Consider the following 26,548-nt stretch of genomic DNA (forward strand, 5'->3'; position numbering starts at 1 on the left):
TGGGCGGCATGCGTTCCGTCCTGATCCTGGTCCTCAATCTGATCTGGCTCGTGACGGCCGGGATCTGGTTGTTCGTCGGCTACGTCCTCGCGGGGATCCTGGCGTGCGTCTTCATCATCACGATCCCGTTCGGCGTCGCGAGTTTCCGCATCGCGGCCTACGTCCTGTGGCCGTTCGGTCGCGAGGTCGTGGACCGCGGCCGCCCCGGCGGGGTGAGCGCCGCCGCCAACGTCATCTGGTTCGTCGTCGCCGGTATCTGGCTGGCCCTCGGGCACGTGGCCACCGCGCTCGCCCAGGCCGTCACGGTCATCGGGCTCCCGCTGGCCTGGGCCAACCTCAAGCTCATCCCCGTGACGTGCTTCCCCTTCGGCAAGGAGATCATCCGCTCCGACCGCGCGGCGATGCTCCCGGTCGCCAGTCGCTGATCACCCACCGGTTCCGCCGCTGACCGCCCGCTCAGTCCTCCAGCCGCACCTGGTGGTGACTGGCGATCGACACCCGGTTGAACGCGTTGATCAGCACGATCGACCACTCCAACGCCGAGAGTTGATCGTCGTCGAACACCTCCGCGGCGGCCGCCGTGGCGGCGTGACGCTCCGTCACGTCGTCGAGTGTCGTGAGCGTCTCGGCCAGCCGCAGCGCGGCCCGCTCCGGCTCGCCGAAGTCGTCGAGATCCCGCCACGCCGGCAGCAGGTCGAGGCGCTCCTGGGAGACCCCCGCCTTCCGCGCGGCGGGCACGTGCGTAGCCAGGCAGGCGGCGCAGCCGTTGAGCTGTGAGACCCGCACGTTGACCAGCTCGAGGAGCGTCTCGGACAGCCCGGCGGACGTCGACGCCTCCCGGGAGGCGACCGCGGTGCGCACGAGCTGCTTGTAGACCTCGCGCGGGGCGCGGTCCAGTTGCGGGACCCCCACGTCAGTCGTCCCCGCCGGCCAGCCAGGCCCTGTCCTCGGGGGTGGACGGCCGGTAGGCGCCCGAGAACTCCTCGTCGTTCTTCTCCAGGAATCCCTTGACCATGCCGCACTCGGCCACGACGGGTACGCCTTCGTCGCGGGTGGCCTCGACGGCGCCGCGGACCAGCGCGGTGCCCATGCCCCGGCCGCCGAAGCGCTCGTCGACCACGGTGTGGTGGAAGATCCGCTCGCCGTCGCGCTCGCGGAAGTGGGCGTGGCCGGCGACCTCACCGCTGGCGTCGCGGATCTGGTAGGCGTCCTGCGCCGGATCGCGCTCCACGGTCACGGTGGCGCCGGTCTTGTCGGTGTACTCGGTCATCTCGAGTCCTTCCGTCGGTCAGCTGGGTCTTTTCAGTCAGCTGGGTCTTTTCAGTCAGCTGGGTCTCTGGTCAGCTGGGTCTCTGGTCAGCTGGGTCTCCCGGTCTGCGCCCGCGCGGCCGGGTTGGCGCGCGGCGTGAGAACGGTGCCCGGCAGGGTGGGCGCGGGCAACCGGGTGAGCCCGTCCGGGTCATGGCCGATGTACCCGTGGACCCGCCCGAAGCGGTCCGCCCCCGCCTCCCACTCCTGCCGGTAGCGCACGATCTCGTCGTGGGTGCGGCCGATGAAGTTCCACCACATGACGATCTCCTCGTCGAACGGGGTCCCACCGATCAGGATCATGCGCGCCTGGGTGGACCCGGTGTTGCGGATCGTCAGGGAGGTCTCGCCGACACCCGTGTAGCCCAGCTGGGCGGGTTCGACGGTCACTCCGCCCAGCGTGACGTCACCGGCGTCCACCAGCAGCCCGTGCTCGAACTCCGGGTCCACGTCGAGCCGGAGCGCGGCACCGGGGTCCAGGCGGAGCTCCGCGCCGAGGAGAGGTGAGAAGGTCGTGATCGACGACGACGAGCCCAGCAGCGAGCCCAGGAAGACCAGTGCCGAGCCACCCTCGAAGGCCACGGGCTCGGGCACGTAGTGGTCGAACCCGCGGCCGCTGGATTCGCGGTCACGCTCGGGGAGCACGGTCCACAGCTGCACCCCGTGCAGCGTGGTCGTGTCCTGGGTCGAGACCTCCGTGTGGCAGATGCCGGCGCCGGAGGTCATGAGGTTGAGCTCCCCGGGCCGCACGACCGCGTGGTTGTCCCCGGAGTCGTGGTGGGTCACCTCGCCCTCGAAGAGCCAGCTGACGGTCTGCAGGCCGGTGTGGGGGTGCGAGGGGATGTCCATGCCGCCGGAGGCCGTGACGTCGTCGGGCCCGTAGTGGTCGACAAAGCACCAGGCGCCGATGAGCGAGCGTTGCCGCTGCGGCAGCGTCCGCCTGACGGTCATCGCCCGCGGCCCGCCGAGCGGTACCTCTCGCGAGGTGAGGATCTCCACGGCCGCGCCGCCGGGTTCGGGCCCGCCCGGCGCACCGCCCGCCTCGCACTCGATCTCCTCGGGGCGGGACTCCACGTTGCTCATGTCAGATCCTCCGCGTCTGTGTGGATCAGGGCAGATCACTCACGGCAGATCGCTCACGGCCGCGCCTCCGCCTCGGCGACGCTGAGCGCCTCGGCCGCCTCCCGGCGCAGTTCGAGCTTCTTGGCGTCGATCTTCCCGCCGAGAGCCAGGGTGAGCGCCTTGTCCACCAGTGGGACCGGGAGGTGGTCGAGGAGGCGGCGGCCCAGGTCCCACCGCACCGCGTAGCGGTGGCGGGGCCGGTCGGTGGTGCCGGCGGTCCACACGGCTTCGGCGAGGACTCCGGGGTCGGTGGCCTTGTCGTCCTCGCCCGCCGCCATCTCCCCCATCACCGCGGCCATGGCAGCGAACGGCGAGCCCGGGAGCGTGGACTCCTGGAAGCGACGCCGGATCGATGCGGTCATCCCGGTCCGGAAGGGGCCGGGCTGGATCAGCACCACGTCCGGGCCGAGGAACATGAGTTCGCGCCGCAGCGAGTCGCCGTAGGCCTCGATCGCGTGCTTGCTCATGGCGTAGGCGCCGTTCATCGGCATCCCGTGCTGGGGGCCGGTCTCCGAGCTGATGAGCACCACGCGGCCGCCACTGGAGCGGAGCAGGTCGAACAGGGCGTGGACGGTGCGGACGGTGCCCATGACGTTCACGTCGAGCACCTGCTGGACCCGCTCGGGGTCCGTCTCGGCGAGCGGGCCGATCCCCAGCACCCCGGCGAAGGTGATCACGGCGTCCAGCCGGTTGTGCTCGGCACGGACGCGATCGGCGAGCGCCTTGAGGGACGCGGAGTCGGTGACGTCGGCCGCCACGGACGTGATACCGGGGCCCGAGGGCGGCGCGGTGAGGTCGACGGCGACGACGTGCCAGCCGCGGCTGGCGTAGAGCGCGGTGGTGGCGGCACCCAGGCCACCTCCCGCCCCGGTGACGACGACGACGGGGATGGCGGTGACTTCTGTGTCCATGGACCCAACGGTACCGCCGTACCGGGGCCCCGGTCAGCCGGTCGCTGTCATGCGGTCACTGTCGTGCGCCCGCTGTCATGCGGGAACCTGTCATGCGGACACCAGTCATGCGGACACCAGTCATGCGGACACCAGTCATGCGGGAACTCCGAGGCCGAGCTTCCCGGCCAGGCGCTCGATGTAGGCGAGCACCTCCTCCTCCGACTTGTCCGGGGTGCCGTAGACGAGTTCATGCACACCGAGTTCGCGGTACATCTCGATCTTCTCGGGGACGGGCTTGCCGTCCAGGACCACGATGTACGGTTCGCCCTCGCGACCGGCCTCCGCCCACAGCTCGCGCAGCTGTCGCACGCTACCGGCGATGTCCTCGGAGATCGGCGTGGTCATCCAGCCATCGGCGCTGCGGCAGATCCACTTGAAGTTCTTCTCGTTGCCGGCCGCGCCCACGAGCGTGCGGGGCCCGCCCTTCTGGACGGTCTTGGGCCAGGCCCAGCTGGGGCCGAAGTCCACGAACTGCCCGTGGTACTCGGCCTCGTCCCGGCTCCAGAGCTCACGCATGGCCTCCAGGTACTCGCGCAGCATCGTGCGGCGCAGCTTGGGCGGCACGTTGTGGTCGGCCATCTCGTCGAGGTTCCAGCCGTAGCCCACCCCGAGAACGGTGCGGCCGTCGGAGAGGTGGTCGACCGAGGCGATGGTCTTGGCCAGCGTGATCGGGTCGCTCTCGACCGGGATCGCGACAGCGGTACCGAGTCGGATCGTCGAGGTTACCGAGGACACCGCGGCGAGCGCGACCCACGGGTCCAGGGTCCGGGAGTAGCGCTCGTCGGGGAGCTCGGCACCGCCGGTCCCCGGGTGCGCGGCCTCACGCCGGACCGGGATGTGGGTGTGCTCGGGCACGTAGAACGCCGAGAACCCCGCCCTCTCCGCGGCCACCGCGGCGGTGGTCGGCCGGATGCCCCGGTCGCTGGTGAACAGGGTGAGTCCGAATTCCATGGGTCTCCTCGGGGCGCGTCGTCACCGCCGCGGGCCTCCACGGCCCTGACACCTGATCAGACAAGTGTCCAGTGACGGTTTCCGACAGACTAGCGCACGGAGACGGGGACGGGAGGGCAGATCTCGCCAGGAGCGCACTCGGCCGGATCGCCCGGGTTCGACTCCAGTCGCTGCGAGGTGTGGTCCGAGACGTACCGGAAGATCTCGTTACCCGGCGTGGCGCGCGAGAGCGCGTCCGCGGCCAGCAGCATGACCGCCCCGGTCCACGTGCTCAGCTCCACTGGCCAACGCTTGCCGTCCGCGAACACCAGCCCGGTCCAGTAGGAACCGTCGGTGTCCCGCAGGTGCTGCATGTTGGTGAACTGCTCGAGGGCCTGCTCGTGGCGCCCCGCCGCCTCCAGCGCGAGCACCAGCTCGCACGTCTCTGCGCCGGTGACCCACGGCCGGTGGTTGACGCAACGGATGCCCAGGCTGTCGACCACGAACTCGTCCCACAACGAGTCCAGCCTGTCCTGTGCCTGCTGCCCCACGAAGACCCCACCGAGAACCGGGTAGTACCAGTCCATGGAGAACTCGGGCTTGGGCGTGAACAGTTCCGGATGCGCGCGCAGGGCGTGGCCCAGCGAGTCGGCGGCCGCGTCCCAGTCCGGGGCGGTCTCCCCCAGCTCCTCGGCGATCGCCACCCCGCACCGCAGCGCGTGGTGGATGCTCGACGAACCGGTGATGAGGGCCACCTCGTCGAAGCCCTCCGGCCCGGCACCCCACCACATCTGACCCTCCGGACCCTGGAAGGTCAGGACCAGGTCGAGCGCCCGGCGCACCGTGGGCCACATGGACTGCAGGAACCCGGGCTGGGCGGCGACCAGGTGGTGGTGCCACACCCCGACCGCCACGTAGGCGCAGAAGTTGGCGTCGATGTCTCCGTCGACCACCACGCCGTCCTGCCACTTGACCGGCCAGGAACCGTCACTGCGCTGGGTGTCCCGCAGGAAGCCGTACGCCTTCTCGGCGGCCTCCCACTGGCCCGCGACAGACAATCCCATCGCCGATTCGGTGTGGTCCCACGGATCGGTGTGACCCCCCGTGAACCACGGGATCTCACCGCTCGGACGCTGCACGGAGGCGATCCACGCACCCGTGGCACGCGCTGCCTCGGCGTCGAGGACCCCCGGCACACTGGGCACGGGTCGGGAACGGTCGATTCCGCCTGTCATCGTGTGCACGGACGATCAGGCCTCCGCGGGCTTACGCAGGTAGAAGACGATGGACTTGCCCATCACCGGGTTGAGCAGCTTCTCCGCCGTGCGGGTGATCCAGGGCCCCTTCATGAGGTCCCACACCAGGAGCTGGTGGTAGGCCTTGGGCAGCGGGTGGTCGTCGTTCTGGGTACCCACCGCGCACTTGAGCCACCAGTACGGCGCGTGCAGAGCGTGCGCGAAGCCCGTGCCGGTGACCTCCAGGCCGGCGGAGCGGAGCTTGAAGCCCAGCTCCTCGGCCGTGTAGATGCGGCAGTGGCCGCCCGGGTTCGAGTGGTAGGCGTCGGAGAGCTTCCAGCACAGCTTCTCGGGCCACTCGCGCGGCACGGTCACCGCGGCGACCCCGCCCGGCTTGAGGATCCGGACCAGTTCGGCGATCGCCTTGGTGTCCTCGGGGACGTGCTCGAGCACCTCGGAGATGAGCACCAGATCGAACGTGCTGTCCTCGTAGGGCATGTTCAGCGCGTCACCGGTCGTGGCCTCGCCCCTGGACTCCGGCAGGCCTTCGCCCTCGGCTTCCATCGCGGCGAGCATCTCGGTGACCTGGCGCATCTCATCGGCGTTCTGGTCGAACGCGGTGACATCGGCGCCACGGCGGTAGAGCTCGAAGGTGTGCCGACCGAGGCCGGCCCCCACATCGATGGCTCGCATGCCGGGGGTTACCCCTAGACGATTGAAATCAGCGGTCAGCATGCGCGTCCTCCTGCTCACGAATGGCGTACTCCCCGGAATCCGGGAGCACCTCGGGCACGTCATCGGCGACGTGCTCGTCTATCTCTGTCTGATCCGGCCCGATGACCGGGCCGACGGTCAGGTCCGGCAGCGCGTCGCCGCGGACGCGGGCGATCGCCGTCTGGTAGACCTCGACGGTCCGCCTGGCGACGGCCGCCCAGCTGTAACGCTCCATCACCCGCGCGCGCCCGCCCTGCGACAGGCGTAGACGCTCGTCCGGGTCGGACAGCAGGGCGCTGATCTGGCGGGCCAGCTCGTCCACGTTCCCGGGCTCGACCAACCGGGCCGCCGAATCGTCGGTGCCCACGACCTCGGGCAGGGCACCCGCGCGGGTGGCGACCAGCGCACAACCGCTGGACATCGCCTCGACCGCGGGGAGCGAGAAGCCCTCGTACATGCTCGGCACGACCGAGATCTCGGCGGTGCCCACGAGTCGGGCCAACTCGTCGTCGTCGACCCCGGACACCAGGTCGACGCAGTCGCGCAGCCCCAACGACTCCAGCAGGCGGGCGGCCTCCCCCTTGCGCTTGAGCTTGGAGATCAGCGTGAGCCGCACCTCCGGGTGGTCCTCGCGCACCTTCGCCAGCGCACGGAGCAGGATCGGCACGCCCTTGAGCGGCTGGTCGGCGCTGGCCACGCAGACCAGGCGGCCGGGCTCACGGTCGCGACGGTCGTGGAAGCGGTCGGTGTCCACGCCCAGCGGGATGGTGACGATCCGGTCGGGGTCGACCCCGAAGTCGGACGCGATGTCCTCGGCCGAGTTGCTGGAGACCGTGATGATCTCCTGCAGCTTGCGGGAGACCCGGATCTGCATGCCGAGGAAGCCGAACCACCGCCAGGTGGTGAGCTTCTTCCGCAGCGGCGCCTCCTTCATGGCGAGCCCGCGATCCCGGGTGATCGGGTGGTGCACGGTGGCGACGACGGGGAAACCCGCCTTCTCCAGCTCGAGCAACCCGGTGCCGAGGCACTGGTTGTCGTGCACCACGTCGAAGTCGGCGAGTCGGGGCGTGAGCACCCGCGCCGCCCGCAGGCTGAAGGTGCGGGGCTCCGGGAAACCGGCGGTCCACATGGTCAGCACCTCGAGGAGGTCGATCCGGTCGCGGATCTCACGGGGGTGCGGTGTGCGGAACGGGTTGGCGTCGTTGTAGAGGTCCAGGCTCGGGACCTCGGTGAGCGTCGGCCCGGGGTCGAGCTCCGGATACGGCTGACCGGAGAACACCTCGACGGTGTGGCCCAGCGCTGCCAGCTCGCGGCTCAGGTGCCGGACGTAGACGCCCTGCCCGCCGCCGTGTGGCTTGCTCCTGTACGAGAGCAGTGCGATTCGCACTTCTCGATCGCCCCCTTCCGGTCGTCGGCCCCGCTCCCCCGCGACGGACGCGGCGGACCAGGGCACATCGGGCAAGTCTAGAACACGTTCCCGGCATGCGATAACCAGGCCGGGGATACGCACCGGACCCCCGGCACACGAGGTGCTCGGGGGTCCGGTGTGGGCAGTTCAGCCCTGGTGTACCGCTCGGGTACGCCGGGTCAGTAGCCCAGGTCGTCCAGGCGGACCGACGCGCCGGTGGCGTCGCCGAAGCCGTCCTCGGGACCGTAGAAACCATCGCCGTAGTCCGGGATGGAGTACGCGGCCGCGCGGGCCTCCTCGGTGGGCTCGACCGTCGAGTTGCGGTACTTGTTGATACCGGTACCCGCCGGGATGAGCTTACCGATGATGACGTTCTCCTTGAGGCCCACGAGCTTGTCCGACCGCTTGTTGATGGCGGCGTCGGTGAGCACGCGGGTGGTCTCCTGGAAGGAGGCCGCGGAGAGCCACGAGTCCGTGGCGAGCGAGGCCTTGGTGATGCCCATCAGGACCGGTCGCGCCGAGGCCGGCGAACCACCCTCGGCCAGCACGCGACGGTTCTCCGTCGTGAGCTCGGACCGCTCGACCAGTGCACCGGGCAGGAACTCGGTGCTGTTCGAGTCGTTGATCGCGACGCGACGCATCATCTGGCGGACGATGACCTCGAGGTGCTTGTCGTGGATCGACACGCCCTGCGCGCGGTAGACCTTCTGCACCTCGTCGACGAGGAACTTCTGGACACCGTTCGGACCGAGGATCGCCAGCACCTCGTGGGGGTCCGGCGGACCCTCGAGGAGTGCCTGACCGCGCTCCAGGTGATCGCCGTCGACGATCGGACGGGACGAACCGTCCTCCAGGACGATGTGCGCGAGGCCCTGACGCTTGGACAGCTTCTCGTACACGACCTCGTCCGCACCGTTGTCCGGCGTGATCGTGATGGTGTAGAAGCGCTCCTCCTCCTCGAGGCGGATCCGGCCCGCCTCCTCGGCGATCGGAGCCTTGCCCTTGGGCACACGAGCCTCGAAGAGCTCCTGCACTCGCGGCAGACCACCGGTGATGTCGTCGCCGACGCCACCCTGGTGGAATGTACGCATCGTGAGCTGGGTACCCGGCTCACCGATGGACTGCGCGGCGACGATGCCGACAGCCTCGCCGATGTCGACCAGCAGACCGGTCGCCATCGAGCGGCCGTAGCAGGTCGCACAGACGCCGGTGCCCGTGGTGCAGGTCAGGACCGAACGGACCTTGACCTTCTCGATGCCGGCGCCGATGAGCGCCTCGATGTTCGGGTCGCCGAGGTCGGTGCCGGCCGCCACGATGACGGTGCCCGACGCGTCGACCGCGTCCTCCGCCAGCGTGCGGGCGAACGTCGAGGTCTCGACGTGCTCGTCCCGGTCCAGGACGCCGGTCTCGACGCCCTGGGCGTCCACCTCGCGGCGGGCGATGGTCGTCTCGACACCCTTGCTGGTGCCACAGTCGGTCTCCCGGACGATGACGTCCTGCGAGACGTCGACCAGACGACGCGTGAGGTAACCGGAGTCGGCCGTACGCAGCGCCGTGTCGGCCAGACCCTTACGCGCACCGTGCGTGTTCATGAAGTACTCGAGCACGGTCAGGCCCTCGCGGAACGAGGACTTGATCGGCTGCGGGATGAACTCGCCGTTCGGTCGGGTGACCAGACCCTTCATGCCCGCGAGCGAACGGATCTGGGTCATGTTGCCCGCCGCGCCCGACTTGACGATCGTCGGGATCGGGTTGGAGTCCGGGTAGTTGGCCTCCATGGCGTTACCGATCTCGTCGGTGGCCTCCTGCCAGAGCTTGACCAGGTCGCTCTTGCGCTCCTCGTTGGTGATCTTGCCCAGGCTGTACTGCGACTCCAGGCGCGCGGCCTTGGCGTCGTACCCGGCGAGGATCTCCTTCTTGGCCGGCGGGACCAGCACGTCGGACATGGCGATGGTGACGCCCGAGCGGGTGGCCCAGTAGAAACCGGTGTCCTTGAGCTTGTCCACCGTCTGCGCCACGACGATCATCGGGTAGCGCTCGGCCAGGTCGTTGATGATCACGGCCTGACGCTTCTTGGGCATCTGCTCGTTGACGAACGGGTAGTCCGCCGGGAGCAGCTCGTTGAACATGACGCGACCCAGCGTGGTCTCGGCGATCCACGCCTGACCGGGGGTCCACCCCTCGGGGAAGCGCTCCGCCTCGATCTCGGCGGACGGACGCTGCATCGTCAGTCGCACCTGGATCGGCGCGTGGATGTCGAGCACCTTGAGGTCGACGGCCATGATGGCCTCGGCCGAGGTCGAGTACACACCGGTCGCCGGGGAGTCGACGGCGGCCGGCACGTACGCGCCGGTCCCGTCCTCGTCCAGACGGGTCAGGTAGTACAGACCCGTGACCATGTCCAGTCGCGGCATGGCGAGCGGACGACCCGATGCCGGCGACAGGATGTTGTTCGAGGCGAGCATGAGGATGCGGGCCTCGGCCTGCGCCTCCGCGGACAGCGGGAGGTGCACGGCCATCTGGTCGCCGTCGAAGTCGGCGTTGAAGGCCTCACACACGAGCGGGTGCAGCTGGATGGCCTTACCCTCCACGAGCTGCGGCTCGAACGCCTGGATGCCGAGGCGGTGCAGCGTGGGTGCACGGTTGAGCATCACCGGGTGCTCGGAGATGACCTCTTCGAGCACGTCCCACACCTGGTCGCGCTGACGCTCGACCATGCGCTTGGCGGACTTGATGTTCTGCGCGTGGTTGAGGTCCACCAGACGCTTCATGACGAAGGGCTTGAACAGCTCGAGCGCCATCAGCTTGGGCAGACCACACTGGTGCAGCTGCAGCTGCGGGCCCACGACGATCACGGAACGACCCGAGTAGTCGACGCGCTTGCCCAGCAGGTTCTGACGGAACCGACCCTGCTTGCCCTTGAGGAGGTCCGAGAGCGACTTGAGCGGGCGGTTGCCCGGGCCCGTGACGGGCCGGCCGCGACGACCGTTGTCGAACAGCGCGTCGACGGACTCCTGGAGCATCCGCTTCTCGTTGTTGACGATGATCTCGGGGGCACCGAGATCCATCAGCCGCTTGAGGCGGTTGTTGCGGTTGATCACGCGCCGGTAGAGGTCGTTGAGGTCCGACGTGGCGAACCGGCCACCGTCGAGCTGGACCATCGGCCGCAGCTCCGGCGGGATCACCGGGACGGCACCGAGCACCATCGCGGCCGGGTGGTTGCCCGACTGCAGGAACGCGGAGACGACCTTGAGTCGCTTGAGGGCGCGGATCTTCTTCTGACCCTTGCCGTTGCGGATGACGTCGCGGAGGATCTCGGCCTCGGCCGCGAGGTCGAAGTTGAGCAGCAGCGTCTGGATCGCCTCGGCGCCCATGCCGCCCTCGAAGTACTCGCCGAAGCGGTCCTCGAGCTCGCGGTAGATGCCCTCGTCGACAATGATCTGGTTGATGTCGAGCTTGATGAAGGCGGTCCAGATCTCGTCGAGGCGGTCCAGCTCGCGCTGGGCTCCCTCTCGGAGCTTCTTCATCTCCTTCTCGCCGCCGTCCTTGACCTTGCGGCGCTGGTCGGCCTTGGCACCCTCGGCCTCCAGCTCGGCCAGGTCGGCCTCGAGCTTCTTGGCCCGGGCCTCGATGTCCGAGTCGCGCTCGTCCTCGACGATCTTGCGCTCCTCGAGCATCTGCGCCTCGAGGGTGCTGAGCTCGTTGTGGCGCAGATCCTTGTCCACTCCGGTGATCACGTAGGCCGCGAAGTAGATGATCTTGTCGAGGTCCTTGGGCGCGAGGTCCAGCAGGTAGCCGAGCCGCGACGGGACACCCTTGAAGTACCAGATGTGGGTGACGGGTGCGGCCAACTCGATGTGGCCCATCCGCTCACGGCGCACCTTGGCGCGGGTCACCTCGACGCCGCAGCGCTCACAGATGATCCCCTTGAAGCGCACGCGCTTGTACTTGCCGCAGTAGCACTCCCAGTCCCGGGTGGGGCCGAAGATCTTCTCGCAGAACAGGCCCTCCTTCTCCGGCTTGAGGGTGCGGTAGTTGATGGTCTCCGGCTTCTTGACCTCGCCGTAGGACCAGTTACGGATGTTATCCGCGGTCGCGAGACTGATGACCAGCTCGTCGAAGTGATTGACGTCCTGCACGTAGGCGTCCTTTCCCGGGTGGGATGATGGCGGGCCCCTCGCGGGGTGGGCCGGTGTGGGGCCCGCCGTGGTGGAACGTGGAATTCTCGGGATCGGGGCGCCGGTGAAGCGCGCCCCCGGCGCCTACTGCGCCAGTTCGTCTGCTGCTGAGGACTCGTCGCGGGAGAGGTTGATCCCCAGGTTCGCGGCGGTCCGATCGAGATCGTCGTCCTCGGCACCCTCGCCGAGGGAGACGGTCTGGCCGTCGCTGGAGAGCACCTCGACGTTGAGGCACAGCGACTGCAGCTCCTTGAGGAGCACCTTGAAGGACTCCGGGATACCCGGCTCCGGGATGTTCTCGCCCTTGACGATCGCCTCGTACACCTTCACGCGGCCCACGACGTCGTCGGACTTGATCGTGAGCAGCTCCTGGAGCGTGTACGCGGCGCCGTACGCCTGCATCGCCCAGCACTCCATCTCACCGAAGCGCTGGCCACCGAACTGGGCCTTACCGCCGAGCGGCTGCTGGGTGATCATCGAGTACGGACCCGTGGAACGAGCGTGGATCTTGTCGTCCACCAGGTGGTGCAGCTTGAGGATGTACATGTAACCCACGGACACCGGGTACGGGAACGGCTCGCCCGAACGACCGTCCATCAGGACCGACTTGCCGTCGCCCTTGACCATCCGCTCGCCGTCACGGTTCGGGAGGGTGCAGCCCAGGAGGCCGGTGATCTCCGTGTCCGCCGCACCGTCGAAGACGGGGGTGGCCGTGTTGGTGCCGGCCTCGACGCTGTGGATCTCCTCCGGCAGCTTGGCGGCCCACTCGGGCAGGGAGCCGTCCGCCTCACGCGGCACCTCCCAGCCCGCCTTGGCCAGCCAGCCGAGGTGGGTCTCCATGATCTGACCGATGTTCATACGACGCGGGACGCCGTGCGTGTTGAGGATGATGTCCACGGGCGTGCCGTCGGGCATGAACGGCATGTCCTCGGCGGGGAGGATCTTGCCGATGACGCCCTTGTTGCCGTGGCGGCCGGCGAGCTTGTCGCCGTCCTGGATCTTGCGCTTCTGCGCCACGTACACGCGGACCAGCTCGTTGACGCCGGGGGGCAGGTCGTCGTCGTCATCACGCGAGAACACGCGGACGCCGATCACCTTCCCGGACTCACCGTGGGGCACCTTGAGCGAGGTGTCGCGCACCTCGCGTGCCTTCTCACCGAAGATGGCGCGCAGCAGGCGCTCCTCGGGGGTCAGCTCGGTCTCGCCCTTGGGCGTGACCTTGCCGACCAGCACGTCGCCGTCACGGACCTCGGCGCCGATACGCACGATGCCGCGGTCGTCCAGGTCCGCGAGGACCTCGTCGGAGACGTTGGGGATGTCGCGCGTGATCTCCTCGGCACCCAGCTTGGTGTCGCGGGCGTCGATCTCGTGCTCCTCGATGTGGATGGACGTGAGCACGTCCTCCTCCACCAGGCGCTGCGAGAGGATGATGGCGTCCTCGTAGTTGTGGCCCTCCCACGGCATGATCGCCACGAGGAGGTTCTTGCCGAGCGCCATCTCACCGTTCTCGGTACAGGGGCCGTCGGCGAGGACCTGGCCGGCCTCGACGCGGTCACCCTCGTCGACGATCGGCCGCTGGTTGGAACAGGTGCCCTGGTTGGACCGGGCGAACTTGGCCAGGCGGTAGGTCTCGCGACTGCCGTTGTCGTCCATCACGGTGATGAAGTCGGCCGAGACCTCCTCCACCATGCCGCCGGAGAGGTTGACGACGACGTCGCCCGCATCCACGGCCGCACGCAGCTCCATACCGGTGCCGACGAGCGGCGACTCGCTGCGCACCAGCGGGACGGCCTGGCGCTGCATGTTCGCGCCCATCAGGGCACGGTTGGCATCGTCGTGCTCGAGGAACGGGATCATCGCGGTGGCCACGGAGACCATCTGCCGCGGCGAGACGTCCATGTAGTCGACGTCCTCACCCGCGACGACCTCGACGTCACCGTGCTTCTTGCGCACCAGGACGAGGTCCTCGACGAAGCGACCGTCGGCGTCGACCTCCGAGTTGGCCTGCGCCACGATGTGGCGGTCCTCCTCGTCGGCGGTCAGGTAGTCCACGTCGTCGGTGACGACGCCCTCGACGACCCGGCGGTACGGGGTCTCGATGAAGCCGAACGGGTTGACCCGCGCGTACACGGAGAGCGAGCCGATCAGGCCGATGTTCGGGCCCTCAGGGGTCTCGATCGGGCACATGCGGCCGTAGTGCGACGCGTGGACGTCGCGGACCTCGAGGCCGGCGCGCTCACGCGACAGGCCACCGGGGCCCAGCGCCGACAGACGCCGCTTGTGGGTCAGACCCGAGAGCGGGTTGTTCTGGTCCATGAACTGCGACATCTGGGAGGTTCCGAAGAACTCCTTGAGCGCGGCGGTGATGGGCCGGATGTTGATCAGCGACTGCGGGGTGATCGCCTCGGAGTCCTGCGTGGTCATGCGCTCGCGGACCACGCGCTCCATGCGGGACAGACCCACGCGGACCTGGTTCTGGATGAGCTCGCCGACCGTACGCAGACGACGGTTACCGAAGTGGTCGATGTCGTCGACGTCGACGGGCACCTCGCGGCCGCCCTCGACCTGCATCGACTCGTCGCCGGCGTGGAGCCGCACGAGGTACTCGATGGTGGCGGCGATGTCCTCACGCGTGAGCGTGGTGGTGGAGTCGCCCTCGGGGTCCGGCAGACCGAGCTTGCGGTTGACCTTGTAGCGACCCACGCGGGCCAGGTCGTAGCGCTTCTCCTTGAAGAACAGGTTCTCCAGCAGCGCCTCCGCGGACTCCTTGGTCGGCGGCTCGCCCGGACGCAGCTTGCGGTAGATCTCCAGCAGCGCCTGGTCCGTGTCCTCGACCGAGTCCTTCTCGAGGGTGGACATCATGATCTCGGAGAAGCCGTAGCGCTCCTTGATCTCGGTGGTGGTCCAACCGAGCGCCTTGAGCAGCACGGTCACCGACTGACGACGCTTACGGTCGATGCGGACGCCGACCGTGTCGCGCTTGTCCACGTCGAACTCGAGCCATGCGCCGCGGGACGGGATGACCTTGACGGAGTGGACGTCCTTCTCCGTGGACTTGTCGCGGTTCCGGTCGAAGTACACGCCCGGCGAACGGACGAGCTGCGAGACCACGACACGCTCGGTGCCGTTGATGATGAACGTGCCCTTGTCGGTCATCATGGGGAAATCACCCATGAAGACGGTCTGGGACTTGATCTCACCCGTCTCGGTGTTCTCGAACTCCGCGGTGACGAACAGCGGAGCCTCGTAGGTGCGGTCCTTCTCGCGGCAATCCTCCATGGAGGCCTTGACCTCTTCGAAGTACGAATCCGAGAACGAGAGCGACATCGATCCGGAGAAGTCCTCGATCGGGGAGATCTCCCTGAGGATCGACTCGAGCCCCCCCTCGAAGTTTGTGGCGCCGCGTGATGCGGCCCTTGTTTGCCACTCCTCCGACCCGATGAACCACTCGAACGACTCCGTCTGGAGGTCGAGCAGTCCCGGGACCGGCAGCGGCTCGGAGAGCTTCGCGAACGAAACTCTCCGGGGCGCACCCGGAACGGTGGAAACTGACTTGGTCTGGCGGGAGACTGCCAAGATGGGTCCTTCCAGCACCTCACGTGATCACCACGGGCGGTGATCACAGATGTATCTGCGAGCGGTCCGCCGACGGGTATCCACCCTGGTCCGACCCGATTCGAGGACTCGAAGTACACCCGGGAATACCGGGGCCGAGCCGTCACGGACGGACGAGAGTGCAAATAGCAGCCAGCGCAACGACCTAATCTAGTGCATGGCGGCGCAGAAGTCCAGCCGTCTACGGGGTGGACCCGGAGGCTGTTCACGGACGGGTGCGTCGTCCGTCCCTGCGCTGGTTGCCCTCGTGGCTCTCGCCTCATCGGCTCCCGGTCGGGACGTCGCATCCGCGGGCACTCGCAAGTAGCCCGATGCCCCTAAAGGGTGACGGGTGAAAGGCCATTCGTCAAGGATCCACGCCAGCGCACCGCCAGCAACGCGGCACGACATCGCAGGCCCGGCACCGATTCGTGCGTCACTCCGCCGACTGCCGCCGCGGACTCCGGTCCATCACCCGGAACCCGCGTCGCCCGCTCGTCAGGAGGGCAGGTCGGGGATCCGGGACAGCTTCCACACGCCGTCGACCTTGTCCAGCCCGACCAGGTAGGTGCCGCTGGTACTCCCGGCGGCCACCCCGTCCCGCATCATGGACACGTCCTGCACGAGCAACACCTCGGCCCGGTCGTCGGCGAGGTAGGACAGGCCGGCCTCGCTCACCCGGGCGTCGACGGTGGTCGCCGACTGTTCGTAACTGTCCCGGAGCGCGGGCCAGTTCTTGTCGAGCTCCGCCACGAGGTTCGGGGTGAGGAACTCCCCCAGCGAGTCGTGGTACTCGTCGAGGCTCTGGTGATCGATCGCCACGAGGCGCTGGACGTTGGTGCTGGCCGCCGCCAGGACCTCGTCCGTGGCGGCGCGGTCGACGAACGCCTGGTTGTCCACGTTCACGCCCGGCTCGGTGTACAGGTACGCGCCCGCGGCCCCGGCCACCAGCCCCACCGCGAGGCCGGCGTACGCCAGCGACCGGCCCGTGGGGCGACGGCGACCCGGCGCGCCCCCGGCGTCGGCGGCGCTCCCGGGAGCGATCACCTCGTCGTCGTGACGGGTCTTGTCCAACCAGGATGCGGAACCCGGCCCGGATGCGGGCGCGGGCGCAGGCGTGGACGCGGGTTCGGGCGTTGCGGTGGCAGGGGCGGTGTGACCGGCCAACCGCCGACGCGACGGCGGCGTGACGGGCTTCTGGGTCCTCTTGATGGGTGGCATCAGCTTCTCAGGCGTCCTTACTCATCGACCGGCGGAGGTGGTCGGCGCAGTGGACGACTCCTCCTCGGTGTCGTTGTCGGCGGTGTCGGAGGGGCCTTCCTCCGACTGCGGCGCCTCGAGCTCCTGCACGGACTGGCTGGAGGTCCCGACCGGCACCGTCACGCCCACCTGGTTGACCGCGTCGGCCTTCCACTCGTCGTCCACACGGGTGAGATCCACCCGCATCGCCTGGCGGCCCGTGATGTCGTCCTGGCCCTCTCGTTCGGAGTGGGCGGTGAAGACCACCAGCACGGCGGCGTCGCCGGCCTCGAGGTCCAGAACCTCCACCGCGGTCTGGGAGGGAGTGGCCGTGGTGACCGCCTTCTGCTCCACCACACGGGTGCGGACGTCCTCGGCCCACTGCTCCTGCTCCGCGAGGAAGGCCCCCGTCGAGGCGTCGGCGAGCTGCTGCAGCGAATCGTCCACATCCCGGTGGTCGAAGCTGAAGGCGTTGATGACCACCTGCGTGGCCACCTCGGACACGGCCTCGCGCTCCGATGCCACTTCCTGAGCGGACCGTGCCTCGGCGTAGCGCGAGCCGAACACACCCAGCGCCGCGAGCCCGGCCACCAGCACGATGACGGAGACGACCGCCAGCCACGTCGGGACGGCACGGTCCCGCTCGGCGCGGTCCCCCGCGCCACCGGCGCTGGCCTTACCGGCGCTGTCGGTCACGGCACTGTCCTCAACGGCACTGTCCCCCACTGAAATGTCTCCCACTGAACGGTCGCCGCTCCCTCTCTTGTCCTGCGAACTCATGGCCGCGACGCTACCGGACCCGTGGTGTGCCGGATCACTGCCCGGCCTCGCCGTCACCGCGGGATCAGCCCCTGCAGGACCGCGAGCTGCTCGGCGGCCACGGACAGGTTCAACCGGTCCGGGTCGATCTTGGGCTTGGCGTCCCAGGGCTGCGGCACGTCCGGGTGGGCGTACTCGACCCGCTCGGCGCCGCGGACGGCGGTGGGGCTGCCGAGCGGAACAGTGCACTTGGCGTCATAGTTGGGCGGGAAGTTCTGTTCCTGCGGGTCGAACGACGGGTTCTGCGCCTTGATCTCGTCGATGATCCGTTGGGTGCCCTCGTAACCCTGCGTGCACGGGGTGGGGTTGCCCACCTCCATCACCAGTCCGAAGTGGATGGTGCCGTCGCCCGGTGCCACCGACAGTCCGCCGGCCGCCAGCGCCGGGAGCAACTGCAGGAGCACCTTGAACGACGGGGCGAGCGGATCCACCGTCTTCATGGTGGTCGACAGGTTGCCCACGGCCCTGGTGAGCGGCTCGCCGGAGTTCTCCACCAGGCGACGCGTCTCGTCCGCGAACTCGGGCGCGGTGGTGATGAGCCGATCGAGGTCGGAGTCGGAGTCACGCAGGGCCTCGGTGACCGCCCGCAGGTCGCGGGAGAAACTGATGATCTCCCCGGACTGGTCGGACTGGGTGTCGAGGACGGTCGCGCCGTCCCGGATCAGCGCCTGCAGTTGCGGCATGGTGCGGATCCCGGAGTCGGAGATCGTGATGAGCGAGTCCGACAGCCGCTGGAGCTGGGGGCCACGACCCTCGAACGCCTTACCCAGCTCGTCGACCGTCACCTCGAGGTCGTCGAGCGGGACCGAACGCGCCAGCACGTCGACCGAGGACAGCAGATCCTCGACACGGACCGGGAGCGCCTCGCCGCCCCCCGAGATCACGTCCCCGTCCTTGAGGTACGGCTCGGAATAGGTGTTGGGCCGCAGGTCCACGAACTGCTCGCCGATGGCCGAGCGGTTGGCCACCACGGCCACGGTGTCCGCGGGGATCTCCGGCGTGCTGGAGTCCAGGTCGAGCTCGACCCGGACGCCGTCGTCGGTGAGCGTGAGCTCGCCCACGCGCCCCACCGGGGTGCCGCGGTAGTTGACCGCGGCGTTGGTGAACACGCCGCCGGTATCGGGCAGGTCCAGGAACACCTGGTACTGGCCGATACCGAACAACGAGGGCAATCGGACGTACTTGGCGCCGACGTAACTGATCCCCAGGGCCGCGATCACACAGAATGCGATGAGCTGGGTTCTGAGTGTCTTGCTCATCGGTATCCGGGCTCCCCTGGTTCAGGCAGGTACGTCTCGGAGAACTCCGAGGTACCCGGTGCGGGCCTGGGCACGACGGCCCGGTCCATGATCGGCGGGACCGGCAGCAGCGGCAGGACGATCGTCGTGCGCCTGTCGGGGCCGTTGCCGTTCACCCAGGGGTTGCCCGGGTCCACGTTGTACGGGCCGCTCGTGGTGTTGGGCGAGAGCGACACCGGGTCACCCTGGTTCGCGCCGAGGTTACGGAGGGTCTCGGAGATGGTCGCGTCCACCGAGAGGAACACGTTCGCCGAGCTGCCGACCGTCGAGGCGATCGACGCGTCGGGGAACGGGAAGGTGGGGACGAAACCAGTGAGTTCGATGAGTTCCGGGGTGGACTGCGCCAGGTACTGGAGCACCGGCTGGAGCGCCCGGAGGTCCGCGATGATGTCCTCGCGGCTGGTCAGCAGGATGTCGGAGCCCACCTGGCCCAGTGCGTCGACCCGGCGCAGCATCTCGACCAGCTGGGGGCGCTGCTCCTCGAGAACCGCCACCCCGGCGGGCAGCTCGTCGAGCGCCGCCTGGATCTGTTCCTGCTGGTCGTTGGCACGGGCCGTCATGAGGTTGACGCCCTCGAGAGCCTCCGTGATGCTGTCGCGCTGACGGTTGAGTCCGGAGATGAGCTCGTCCGCCGACCGCAGGGTCTCGGTGAGTCCCTCCTCACGGCCGTCGGTCAGTGAGCGCAGCTCCGTCACGATGGGTTGGAGCTGGTCCACACCGCCGCCGTTGAGGAGCAGCGACAGCGCCCCCAGCACCTGCTCGATGTCGGTCGCGGTCCGGCTGTCGGACGTCGAGACCACATCACCGTCGGACAACCTGCCGGTGGGGGGTTCGTCCTCGGGAGGGGTGAGTTGGATGAACTTCTCGCCGAGGAGATTGGTCTGCTGGATCGACGCCTGGACGTTGGCGGGCAGTTCGAGATCGTCGCGCAGGATGATCTCGACCCGAGCGGTCCACCCGTCGTCCGCGAGCGAGACGTCCGACACGCGGCCGGCATCCAGACCGTTGACCTTGACGGTCGACTGCAGGACGAGGTCGAGCACGTCCTCGAACTGGACGGACACCGTCATGGGATCGTCTCCCACCTCGGCACCACCCGGCAGCGTGTAGTCCTCGAGGTTCATCGAACAGCCGGACGCGAGGGCGGTGACGACGGCCGCTATGCCGAGCGCGCGGACCCTGCGGCCGACCACGGTGTTCGTGTGACGACTCATCATCGTCCCCCTTCCGACGCGGGCGTCATCGGCCATCCGTAGTTGCCCTGCACCGTCCCGGGGACGGGCACGGACTGGTTCATCTCGCCCGCCAGGATGCCGAGGGGCAGGTCGGGGTTGGCCGTCCGCAGCTCTTCATTGCGCTGCGGAGCGAGGTCCTCACAGGCGTCGAGGTCGGCCCGGCGCAGGTTGTCGAGTTCGGCGAGGAGCGCGTCCCCCGGGTTGAGACGGCCCAGCGTCATGATCTGACACAGGACGCCGGCCGGGTTCTGCGTCTCCGGGATGTTCGCGCGCATGGACAGGGTCCCCGACTCCGCGTCGTAGGCGTTGATGAGGTTGAACAACGCGAGAGGGGCGACCTTGAGGATCTCCTCCAGATCGTCGCGCTGGTCGGCGGTGATCTGGCTGAGGGTCACCAGCCGGTCCGCGTTGCTATGGATCACGTCCTGGTTGTCGCGGACCAGCCGGGCCACGTCGGCGAGCGCGTAGCTGAGCTCACCGAGGGCCCCCTGGAGATCCTCGCGCTGACCCGCCACGGTCCGGTTGAACGTGGCCATCTGGGTGTTGAACTCCCGCACCTGGGCGTCGTTCTGGGCGAGCATGGTGACGAACGACTGCAGGTTGACCACGGTCTCGCTGATGTCCTGGCTCGAGTCCGCCAGCGTCGTGGCGGACTTGGACAACTCGTCGATCGACCGGCCGAGCGCCGCGCCGTTGCCGCCGAGCGTCTCGGCCGACGTGGAGACCAACCGGTCGAGCGCGCCGTCCTTGTTGGCACCCTCGGGCCCGAGGGCCTCCGTGAGGTCCTTGACCGACGCGTAGAGCTTGTCGATCTCGACGGGCGTCGCGGTCCGCTCGATCGGGATGTGCGCCCCGGACTCCATGGTGGGCCCGCCCGAGTAGGCGGGCACGATCTGGACGGTGCGGTCCGGGATGACCGACGGGGTCACCTGGACGATCTTCGCGTCGGCGGGGATCTCGACGCCTCTACGGACGTGCAGTTTCACCTCGACCGTGTCGCCCATCGGGGTGACCTCGTCGACCGAGCCGACCATCACCCCGAGGATCGTCACGTCGGTGCCCTGTGAGACGCCGACGGCGGAGGGGAAGGTCGCGGTGATGGTGGTCCGACCCAACCTGGTGACGGCGAGGTAGGTCACCGCCACGATCGCGACGACGACGACGAGGATGAGCGCGACCAGCCAGTACGGCAGCTTCTTGTGCATCAGTTGATCCCACTCTGTCGGGCTGGCGCGCGGGCGCCGGGATCGAAGGGCGGCTCGGGGATGCCCGGCGGGACGAGGTTGGAGACCACGGCGTCGAACCATCGGCCGGTGCCCAGCATGTTGGCGTACAGCCGGTAGAAGGGCGCCAGGTTGTGGATGGACTTCTTCAGGTTGTCCTCATGGTCGGTGAGCACCGCCAGCGCGGAGTCCAGGCTGTCGAGGGTCGGTCCGAACTCGGCCTCGTTCTCCGCGACGAACATCCGGAGCTCGGCCGACAGTCCGCGGGTGGAGGCAAGCACGAGCTTGAGTGTCTCCGAGCGTTCGTTGAGCTCGCCGAGGAGCTGTCCGGTTCCGATGATGAGCCGGCGGAAGTCGTCGTTGCGCTCCGCCAGGATCCCCGAACTGGTCCGGGTGGCCTCGAGCAGTTCGCGGAGCTCGGCGTCGCGGCTGGACAGGGTCTGGGACAACCGGGCCACGCCGTCGACCGCGCCCCGGAACTCCTCTGGTGAGGCCTGCATGGCACCGGTGAGCGTGTCCAGGCTCTCCGCCAGCTTCGTGTCGTCGATCTGGTCGAGCGTCTCGGCGGCCGAGGAGAACGCGGTGACGACGTCGTAGGGCGCCACCGTGCGGTCGAGCGGGATGGGCTCGGATCGGTCCAGCTCGCCCGTCCCCGCGGGGATCAGGGCGAGGTACTTCTGCCCGAGCACGGTCTTGACCTGGATGCTCGCTCGGGTGTCGTCTCCCAGCCAGACGTTCTTGGCCCGGAATCCCACGACGACCTTGTCCCCGTCGAGTTCGACGCCGGACACCACGCCCACCTTGACGCCGGCCACCCGGACCTCGTTCCCGTCGGTCAACCCGGCGGCCTCGGAGAAGTGCGCCGTGTACTCGGGCCCGGCACCCACGAAGGGCAGCGAGTCCAGCATGAAGGACGTCGCGGTGAGGATGAGGATCAGGACCACACCGACCGCGCCGATCGTGGCGTTGGAGAACCTGGGATCGCTCGGGTTGCGCTTACTCATGGGGTCCCCCCTGCATGACACCGGGGCGCCACATTCGTATACACCGGGTGGTTGACCGTCGGTCCGCCGGACGGCAGCAGGTTGGGCACGTCCGTCCCCGGTCCGCTCACCACGTCGGCGCCACAGAGATAGAACTGGAACCACGACCCGAACGACCCCATCCGGATGAGGTTGTCGGTCTTGAGCGGCATGTTCTCCAACACCTGAGCGACGGTGTCCCGGTTGGCGGCGAGGTCGTCCGTGACCATTTTGAGGTCATCGAGCGACTGCGTGACGCTCGGCCGGGTCGCGGTGACCACGTTCTCGGCGGAGGACGTCAGGTCGGCCACCGAATCGAGCGCGCTGCCGATCGCGTCGCGCTCCGCGGCCAGTCCCTCCACGAGTTGCCTGGTGGTCACCACGAGCTGCTGGAACTGGACGTCCCGCTCGTTGATGGTCTGCAGGACCCGGGTGAGGTTGTCGATGACCTCACCGATCACCTGGTCACGGTCGGCGAGGTGGTTGGTGAGCTGCCCGGTCTGCTGGACCAGGCTCGTCACGGTCCCGCCCTCTCCCTGGAGCACGCGGACGAGCGAGTCCGCCAGCGCGTTGACGTCCTCGGGCTGCAGCGTGGTGAACAGCGGACGGAAGCCGTTGAACAGCGCGGTGAGGTCCACGGCGGGCGAGGTGTGCTCGATACCGATCGTCGTGCCCGCCGGCAGCATCGGCTGGACCGGTCCGGGCTCGCGGGCGATGTTCATGTAGCGCTGGCCGATCAAGTTGCGGAACCGGAGTGTGAGGTGGGCGTTGGCGGGCAGGGTGCGGTCGCCCGTCATGGTGAAGTCCACCTTGGCCTGATTCCGTTCGTGGACCTCTAAGCCGGTCACATGACCCACCACGACGCCGGCGATGCGGACGTCGTCGCCCTCCTCGAGCATCGTCACGTCGGAGAAGATCGCCGAGTACTCGGTCCCGTCCTCGCGGGTGCCGCCGCGGATGGTGGTCGCGAGAACCATGCTCAGCACCACCGTGATCACGACGAAGATCGTCAGCTTGACCAACGATCCCAGCACGCCCCCGCGCAGGAGGGCCTTGACCTTGGTGTTCATCGGAAGCTCACCTCCGCCCCGCGGAGCGCAGGCGCACCGATCCCGCCGATCCACGCGGGGATGTCCCCGGCGTCACGTGCGGTGGCGACGCCGTAGACGGTGCGCACGGTGTCGGTTTCCAGCGGCGACCCGGCGTACGCCATCGCCATGACGTCACTGTCGCGGCCCGCGGTGACGGTCGAGGGGAACGGGAGGTTGGACTGCTCCGGGACCGCCCGGCCCGGGGCGGCGGGGACCGCTCCCCTGGCGCGCATCGCGGGAACCGGCCCGTCCTCGAGCAACGGATTGGGCAGGGTCGGGACGTACTGCGGTCCGGGGTTGCGCAGGGGCGGCTGGTAGGACCCGTCGGCGATGGCGCCACCGGGCGCACCGCCGAAGTTCTCCGGCTCCACGGTCGGCTCGTAACACCTCGGGCCGCGGGTGTCGAAGAACCGCGGCTCGTCCTGGTTGGGGACGTACCGGCCCTTCGGGTTGACGACCTCGATGGTCACTCGGATACCCGGGTTCGGGGTTCCGACGCCGAGGATCGCGTCGGAGCGCTCGAGCGCGAGCATGAACTGGTCGACAGTGCACGGCAGTGCGGGTGAGTACTCCGCGAGGTACTCGAGCGACGTGCGGGAGTCGGCAGCGAGCGCGATGAGGTCGGTGCGGTTGGCGGCGAGGAAGCCCGTGAGGACCTCCGCCGAGGTGCTGATCCGCTGCAGTCCGTCCGCGATGTCGGTGCGGCGCTCGATCACGGTGTCCCCGGTCGTGCGCAGGGCGTCGAGCGCGTGGATGAGGTCGGGCAGTGCCTCGGAATAGGTCTGGGAGAAGGTCGCCAGGTCTTCGAGACCCGACTCCAGAGCCGGCATCTCCTCGTTGATCCCGTCGAACACCCGACCGAGCTCCACCAGGCTCGCCCCGATCTCGTCGCCTCTACCCGCCAGGGCCTGGTTGAGGGCCCCGAGCGTGCCGGCGAGCTTCTCCGGCGGGACCGCCTCGAGGACGGGGAGCAGACCGTCGAGGACGCGGCCGAGCTCGATCGCGTTACCGCGGGTGTCCTGCTCGATGGTGCCGCCGGGCTCGATCGTGCCGACGGGCTGCTCGGGGAAGCCGAGATCCACGTAGCGCTCTCCGAACAGGGTCTTGGGGAGCAGTCGACCGCTGACGTTGGCCGGCAGCTGGTCCAGGAAGACCGGGTCGAACTCCATGTTCACGCGGACCTTCTTCCCCTCGGGCACAACCCCGGAGACCCGACCGACCAGGACGCCGCGCGCCTTGACATCGGCGTCGTTGGGCAGCGCGAAGGCCATGTCGTCCGTGTACATCGTGACGCTGTCGGACGCGGTGAACACGCGGTTGTAGATGGCGATGGTGGTTCCTACGAAGGCCAGGACGATGACGAGGAACAGCGCGGCCAACAAGCGCTTGGCCGTGTTGGAGAGTTCGTTCATCCCGCCACCCGCACCGTCGTGGTGGTGCCCCAGAGAGCGAGTCCGACGAAGAAGTTGAGGATCGCGACCACGACGATCGTCGTCCGGACCGCGCGACCCACCGCCACGCCCACACCGGCCGGGCCACCTGAGGCGGTGAAACCGTAGAAGCAGTGGATCATCACCAGGACGAAGGCGAAGATGATCACTTTGATGAAGGAATAGATCACGTCTTCAGGCGGCAGGAAGAGGTGGAAGTAGTGGTCGAACGAGCCCGTGGACTGGCCCTGCAGCATCGTGTTGACGCCCCGGGTCGCCAGGTATGAGGCCAACAGGCCCACGACGTAGAGCGGGATGACCGCGATGAACCCGGCGATGATCCGGGTGGTGACGAGGTACGGCACGCTGGGGATGGCCATCACCTCGAGCGCGTCGATCTCCTCGGAGATCCGCATGGCGCCGAGCTGGGCGGTGAAGCCGCACCCGACGGTGGCCGACAACGCCAGCGCGGCCACGAGCGGCGCGACCTCGCGGGTGTTGACGTAGGCCGAGAGGAAACCGGTCAGGACCGAGCTGCCGATCTGGTCCAGCGCGGCGTAGCCCTGCAGCCCCACGACCACGCCGGTGAACCCGCTCATCATGGCGATGACGCCGATGGTTCCGCCGAGCACGGCGAGGGTGCCCACTCCGAAGGTCACCTCGGCGATCAGGCGCATGACCTCGTGGCGGTAGTGGACGAGCGTCTGCGGGATCCACCGGATGGCCCTGAGGTGGAAGGCGAGCTGGTCACCCAGCGAGTCGAACGACTGGACCGGCCCACGGACGAGTGCGCGGAGTCTGGCCCGGGTGGGCCCGACATCCGTATGGATCGCCATTTACGACCCTTTCGGCGGAACGATCTGCAGGTACATCGCCGTGAGGATGACATTGGCGAAGAACAGCAGGAGGAATGTGAGCACGACACCGAGGTTGACGGCGTCGCCGACCCCCTTGGGCCCACCCTTGGGATTCATGCCGCAGTGGGAGGCGACGACGCCGGCGATGAGGCCGAACACGAGTGCCTTGAACGAGGACATGATGAAGTCGGGCAGCTGGGCGAGCGCACCGAAGGACATGAGATAGGCGCCCGGTGTGCCGCCCTGCAGGAGAATGTTGAACACGTAGCCGCCGGCGATCCCGACGATCGACACGAGTCCGTTGAGCAGCACGGCGATGAGCATCATGCCGAGCACCCTGGGTACCACCAGCCGCTGGATCGGGTCGATCCCGAGGACCCGCATGGCGTCGAGTTCCTCCCGGATGCTGCGGGCACCCAGGTCGGCCGCCACAGCTGAGCCGGCGGCGCCGGCGATGAGCAGCGAGGTCACCAGTGGCGCGCCCTGCTGGACGACGGCGAGGACGCCGGTCGCACCGGTGTAGGCCTCGGCTCCGAGCTGCTGGACCAGCGAACCCGTCTGCATCGCCACGACCGCCCCGAAGGGGATCGCGACCAGTGCCGACGGCAGGATCGTGACCGACGCGATGAACCAGGACTGACTGATGAACTCCCGGAACTGGAACGGCCGCTTGAACACCCCGCGGAGCACGTCGAGGAAGAGACGGAACACCTTCCCCGCCTCGCCGACCGCATTACGGAAACCGCCGCCGACATCCGCCGGCGACACTCCGGTCCTGCCCTCGGGCTGCTGAACCGCACCCTCCGCCATCAGATCCCCCCCGACCTCTCTCGTGCGTTCATTTCTCGTCAGTCCCGTAGGGGGCGTCGACGCCCGTCACTTCTCATCGGAC

At 68.5% G+C, this 26,548-nt stretch carries 21 protein-coding genes; 1 reads left to right on the forward strand and 20 read right to left on the reverse strand.

Going from position 1 to position 26,548, the window contains the following annotated elements; all coding sequences use genetic code 11:
* Nucleotides 1–8 precede the first annotated feature (8 nt).
* Nucleotides 9–425, forward strand: coding sequence for a YccF domain-containing protein (locus R4P08_RS08480; protein WP_317813359.1), 417 nt, complete (start codon nucleotides 9–11; stop codon nucleotides 423–425).
* A 31-nt stretch (nucleotides 426–456) separates the two neighbouring features.
* On the opposite strand, the gene R4P08_RS08485 is transcribed toward R4P08_RS08480, so the two are convergent.
* From R4P08_RS08485 to R4P08_RS08580, 20 genes are all read right to left on the reverse strand, one after another.
* Nucleotides 457–912, reverse strand: coding sequence for a carboxymuconolactone decarboxylase family protein (locus tag R4P08_RS08485; protein WP_317813360.1), 456 nt, complete (start codon nucleotides 910–912; stop codon nucleotides 457–459).
* A gap of 1 nt (nucleotide 913) precedes the next feature.
* Nucleotides 914–1,270 carry a GNAT family N-acetyltransferase gene (locus R4P08_RS08490; protein WP_317813361.1) on the reverse strand — a complete coding sequence of 119 codons (357 nt, stop codon included), beginning with the start codon at nucleotides 1,268–1,270 and terminating at the stop codon, nucleotides 914–916.
* Nucleotides 1,271–1,356: 86 nt separating this feature from the next.
* Nucleotides 1,357–2,391: a pirin family protein gene (locus R4P08_RS08495; RefSeq protein WP_317813362.1), complete on the reverse strand. Its 1,035-nt coding sequence runs from the start codon at nucleotides 2,389–2,391 to the stop codon at nucleotides 1,357–1,359.
* A gap of 53 nt (nucleotides 2,392–2,444) precedes the next feature.
* Nucleotides 2,445–3,341: an SDR family NAD(P)-dependent oxidoreductase gene (locus R4P08_RS08500; RefSeq protein ID WP_317813363.1), complete on the reverse strand. Its 897-nt coding sequence runs from the start codon at nucleotides 3,339–3,341 to the stop codon at nucleotides 2,445–2,447.
* A 135-nt stretch (nucleotides 3,342–3,476) separates the two neighbouring features.
* Nucleotides 3,477–4,334 (reverse strand): LLM class F420-dependent oxidoreductase, encoded by an 858-nt coding sequence (locus R4P08_RS08505; protein ID WP_317813364.1) that lies wholly within the window; start codon nucleotides 4,332–4,334, stop codon nucleotides 3,477–3,479.
* 89 nt (nucleotides 4,335–4,423) lie between these two features.
* Nucleotides 4,424–5,548, reverse strand: coding sequence for a prenyltransferase (locus R4P08_RS08510; RefSeq protein WP_317813526.1), 1,125 nt, complete (start codon nucleotides 5,546–5,548; stop codon nucleotides 4,424–4,426).
* Nucleotides 5,549–5,563: 15 nt separating this feature from the next.
* Nucleotides 5,564–6,283, reverse strand: coding sequence for a class I SAM-dependent methyltransferase (locus R4P08_RS08515; RefSeq protein ID WP_317813365.1), 720 nt, complete (start codon nucleotides 6,281–6,283; stop codon nucleotides 5,564–5,566).
* Entirely contained in the window at nucleotides 6,270–7,649 is a 1,380-nt protein-coding gene (locus R4P08_RS08520; RefSeq protein ID WP_317813366.1) for a glycosyltransferase family 4 protein, read from the reverse strand. Before R4P08_RS08520 ends, R4P08_RS08515 begins: the two co-directional genes overlap by 14 nt.
* 200 nt (nucleotides 7,650–7,849) lie before the next feature.
* Nucleotides 7,850–11,809: a DNA-directed RNA polymerase subunit beta' gene (locus R4P08_RS08525; protein WP_317813367.1), complete on the reverse strand. Its 3,960-nt coding sequence runs from the start codon at nucleotides 11,807–11,809 to the stop codon at nucleotides 7,850–7,852.
* A gap of 123 nt (nucleotides 11,810–11,932) precedes the next feature.
* Nucleotides 11,933–15,442, reverse strand: coding sequence for a DNA-directed RNA polymerase subunit beta (locus tag R4P08_RS08530; protein ID WP_317813368.1), 3,510 nt, complete (start codon nucleotides 15,440–15,442; stop codon nucleotides 11,933–11,935).
* Between the two features lie 498 nt (nucleotides 15,443–15,940).
* The gene (locus tag R4P08_RS08535; protein WP_317813369.1) at nucleotides 15,941–16,663 is read right to left on the reverse strand and encodes a hypothetical protein; all 723 of its coding nucleotides are present in this window, start codon (nucleotides 16,661–16,663) and stop codon (nucleotides 15,941–15,943) included.
* 21 nt (nucleotides 16,664–16,684) lie between these two features.
* Entirely contained in the window at nucleotides 16,685–17,377 is a 693-nt protein-coding gene (locus tag R4P08_RS08540) for a hypothetical protein (RefSeq protein WP_317813370.1), read from the reverse strand.
* Nucleotides 17,378–17,514: 137 nt separating this feature from the next.
* The gene (locus tag R4P08_RS08545; RefSeq protein WP_317813371.1) at nucleotides 17,515–18,759 is read right to left on the reverse strand and encodes an MCE family protein; all 1,245 of its coding nucleotides are present in this window, start codon (nucleotides 18,757–18,759) and stop codon (nucleotides 17,515–17,517) included.
* Nucleotides 18,756–20,012: an MCE family protein gene (locus tag R4P08_RS08550; RefSeq protein ID WP_317813372.1), complete on the reverse strand. Its 1,257-nt coding sequence runs from the start codon at nucleotides 20,010–20,012 to the stop codon at nucleotides 18,756–18,758. The genes R4P08_RS08545 and R4P08_RS08550 overlap by 4 nt, the downstream gene beginning before the upstream one ends.
* Nucleotides 20,012–21,238, reverse strand: a complete 1,227-nt coding sequence (locus R4P08_RS08555) for an MCE family protein (protein ID WP_317813373.1) — start codon at nucleotides 21,236–21,238, stop codon at nucleotides 20,012–20,014. Before R4P08_RS08555 ends, R4P08_RS08550 begins: the two co-directional genes overlap by 1 nt.
* Nucleotides 21,238–22,260, reverse strand: coding sequence for an MCE family protein (locus R4P08_RS08560; protein ID WP_317813374.1), 1,023 nt, complete (start codon nucleotides 22,258–22,260; stop codon nucleotides 21,238–21,240). The genes R4P08_RS08555 and R4P08_RS08560 overlap by 1 nt, the downstream gene beginning before the upstream one ends.
* Nucleotides 22,257–23,348 carry an MCE family protein gene (locus R4P08_RS08565; protein WP_317813375.1) on the reverse strand — a complete coding sequence of 364 codons (1,092 nt, stop codon included), beginning with the start codon at nucleotides 23,346–23,348 and terminating at the stop codon, nucleotides 22,257–22,259. The genes R4P08_RS08560 and R4P08_RS08565 overlap by 4 nt, the downstream gene beginning before the upstream one ends.
* Nucleotides 23,345–24,781, reverse strand: coding sequence for an MCE family protein (locus R4P08_RS08570; RefSeq protein WP_317813376.1), 1,437 nt, complete (start codon nucleotides 24,779–24,781; stop codon nucleotides 23,345–23,347). Before R4P08_RS08570 ends, R4P08_RS08565 begins: the two co-directional genes overlap by 4 nt.
* Nucleotides 24,778–25,635: an ABC transporter permease gene (locus R4P08_RS08575; protein ID WP_317813377.1), complete on the reverse strand. Its 858-nt coding sequence runs from the start codon at nucleotides 25,633–25,635 to the stop codon at nucleotides 24,778–24,780. Before R4P08_RS08575 ends, R4P08_RS08570 begins: the two co-directional genes overlap by 4 nt.
* Nucleotides 25,636–26,466: an ABC transporter permease gene (locus R4P08_RS08580; protein ID WP_317813378.1), complete on the reverse strand. Its 831-nt coding sequence runs from the start codon at nucleotides 26,464–26,466 to the stop codon at nucleotides 25,636–25,638. It lies immediately after the preceding gene.
* Nucleotides 26,467–26,548 lie beyond the last annotated feature (82 nt).

The sequence above is a fragment of the Rhodococcus sp. IEGM 1408 genome, from assembly GCF_033142235.1.
Lineage (GTDB): Bacteria > Actinomycetota > Actinomycetes > Mycobacteriales > Mycobacteriaceae > Dietzia.

Coding starts and splice junctions, on each gene's coding strand:
- R4P08_RS08480 (WP_317813359.1), top strand. CDS start 9: ATGCGTTCCGTCCTGATCCTGGTCCTCAATCTGATCTGGCTCGTGACG.
- R4P08_RS08490 (WP_317813361.1), bottom strand. CDS start 1,270: ATGACCGAGTACACCGACAAGACCGGCGCCACCGTGACCGTGGAGCGC.
- R4P08_RS08495 (WP_317813362.1), bottom strand. CDS start 2,391: ATGAGCAACGTGGAGTCCCGCCCCGAGGAGATCGAGTGCGAGGCGGGC.
- R4P08_RS08500 (WP_317813363.1), bottom strand. CDS start 3,341: ATGGACACAGAAGTCACCGCCATCCCCGTCGTCGTCGTCACCGGGGCG.
- R4P08_RS08505 (WP_317813364.1), bottom strand. CDS start 4,334: ATGGAATTCGGACTCACCCTGTTCACCAGCGACCGGGGCATCCGGCCG.
- R4P08_RS08510 (WP_317813526.1), bottom strand. CDS start 5,548: ATGACAGGCGGAATCGACCGTTCCCGACCCGTGCCCAGTGTGCCGGGG.
- R4P08_RS08515 (WP_317813365.1), bottom strand. CDS start 6,283: ATGCTGACCGCTGATTTCAATCGTCTAGGGGTAACCCCCGGCATGCGA.
- R4P08_RS08535 (WP_317813369.1), bottom strand. CDS start 16,663: ATGCCACCCATCAAGAGGACCCAGAAGCCCGTCACGCCGCCGTCGCGT.
- R4P08_RS08545 (WP_317813371.1), bottom strand. CDS start 18,759: ATGAGCAAGACACTCAGAACCCAGCTCATCGCATTCTGTGTGATCGCG.
- R4P08_RS08550 (WP_317813372.1), bottom strand. CDS start 20,012: ATGAGTCGTCACACGAACACCGTGGTCGGCCGCAGGGTCCGCGCGCTC.
- R4P08_RS08555 (WP_317813373.1), bottom strand. CDS start 21,238: ATGCACAAGAAGCTGCCGTACTGGCTGGTCGCGCTCATCCTCGTCGTC.
- R4P08_RS08560 (WP_317813374.1), bottom strand. CDS start 22,260: ATGAGTAAGCGCAACCCGAGCGATCCCAGGTTCTCCAACGCCACGATC.
- R4P08_RS08565 (WP_317813375.1), bottom strand. CDS start 23,348: ATGAACACCAAGGTCAAGGCCCTCCTGCGCGGGGGCGTGCTGGGATCG.
- R4P08_RS08570 (WP_317813376.1), bottom strand. CDS start 24,781: ATGAACGAACTCTCCAACACGGCCAAGCGCTTGTTGGCCGCGCTGTTC.
- R4P08_RS08575 (WP_317813377.1), bottom strand. CDS start 25,635: ATGGCGATCCATACGGATGTCGGGCCCACCCGGGCCAGACTCCGCGCA.
- R4P08_RS08580 (WP_317813378.1), bottom strand. CDS start 26,466: ATGGCGGAGGGTGCGGTTCAGCAGCCCGAGGGCAGGACCGGAGTGTCG.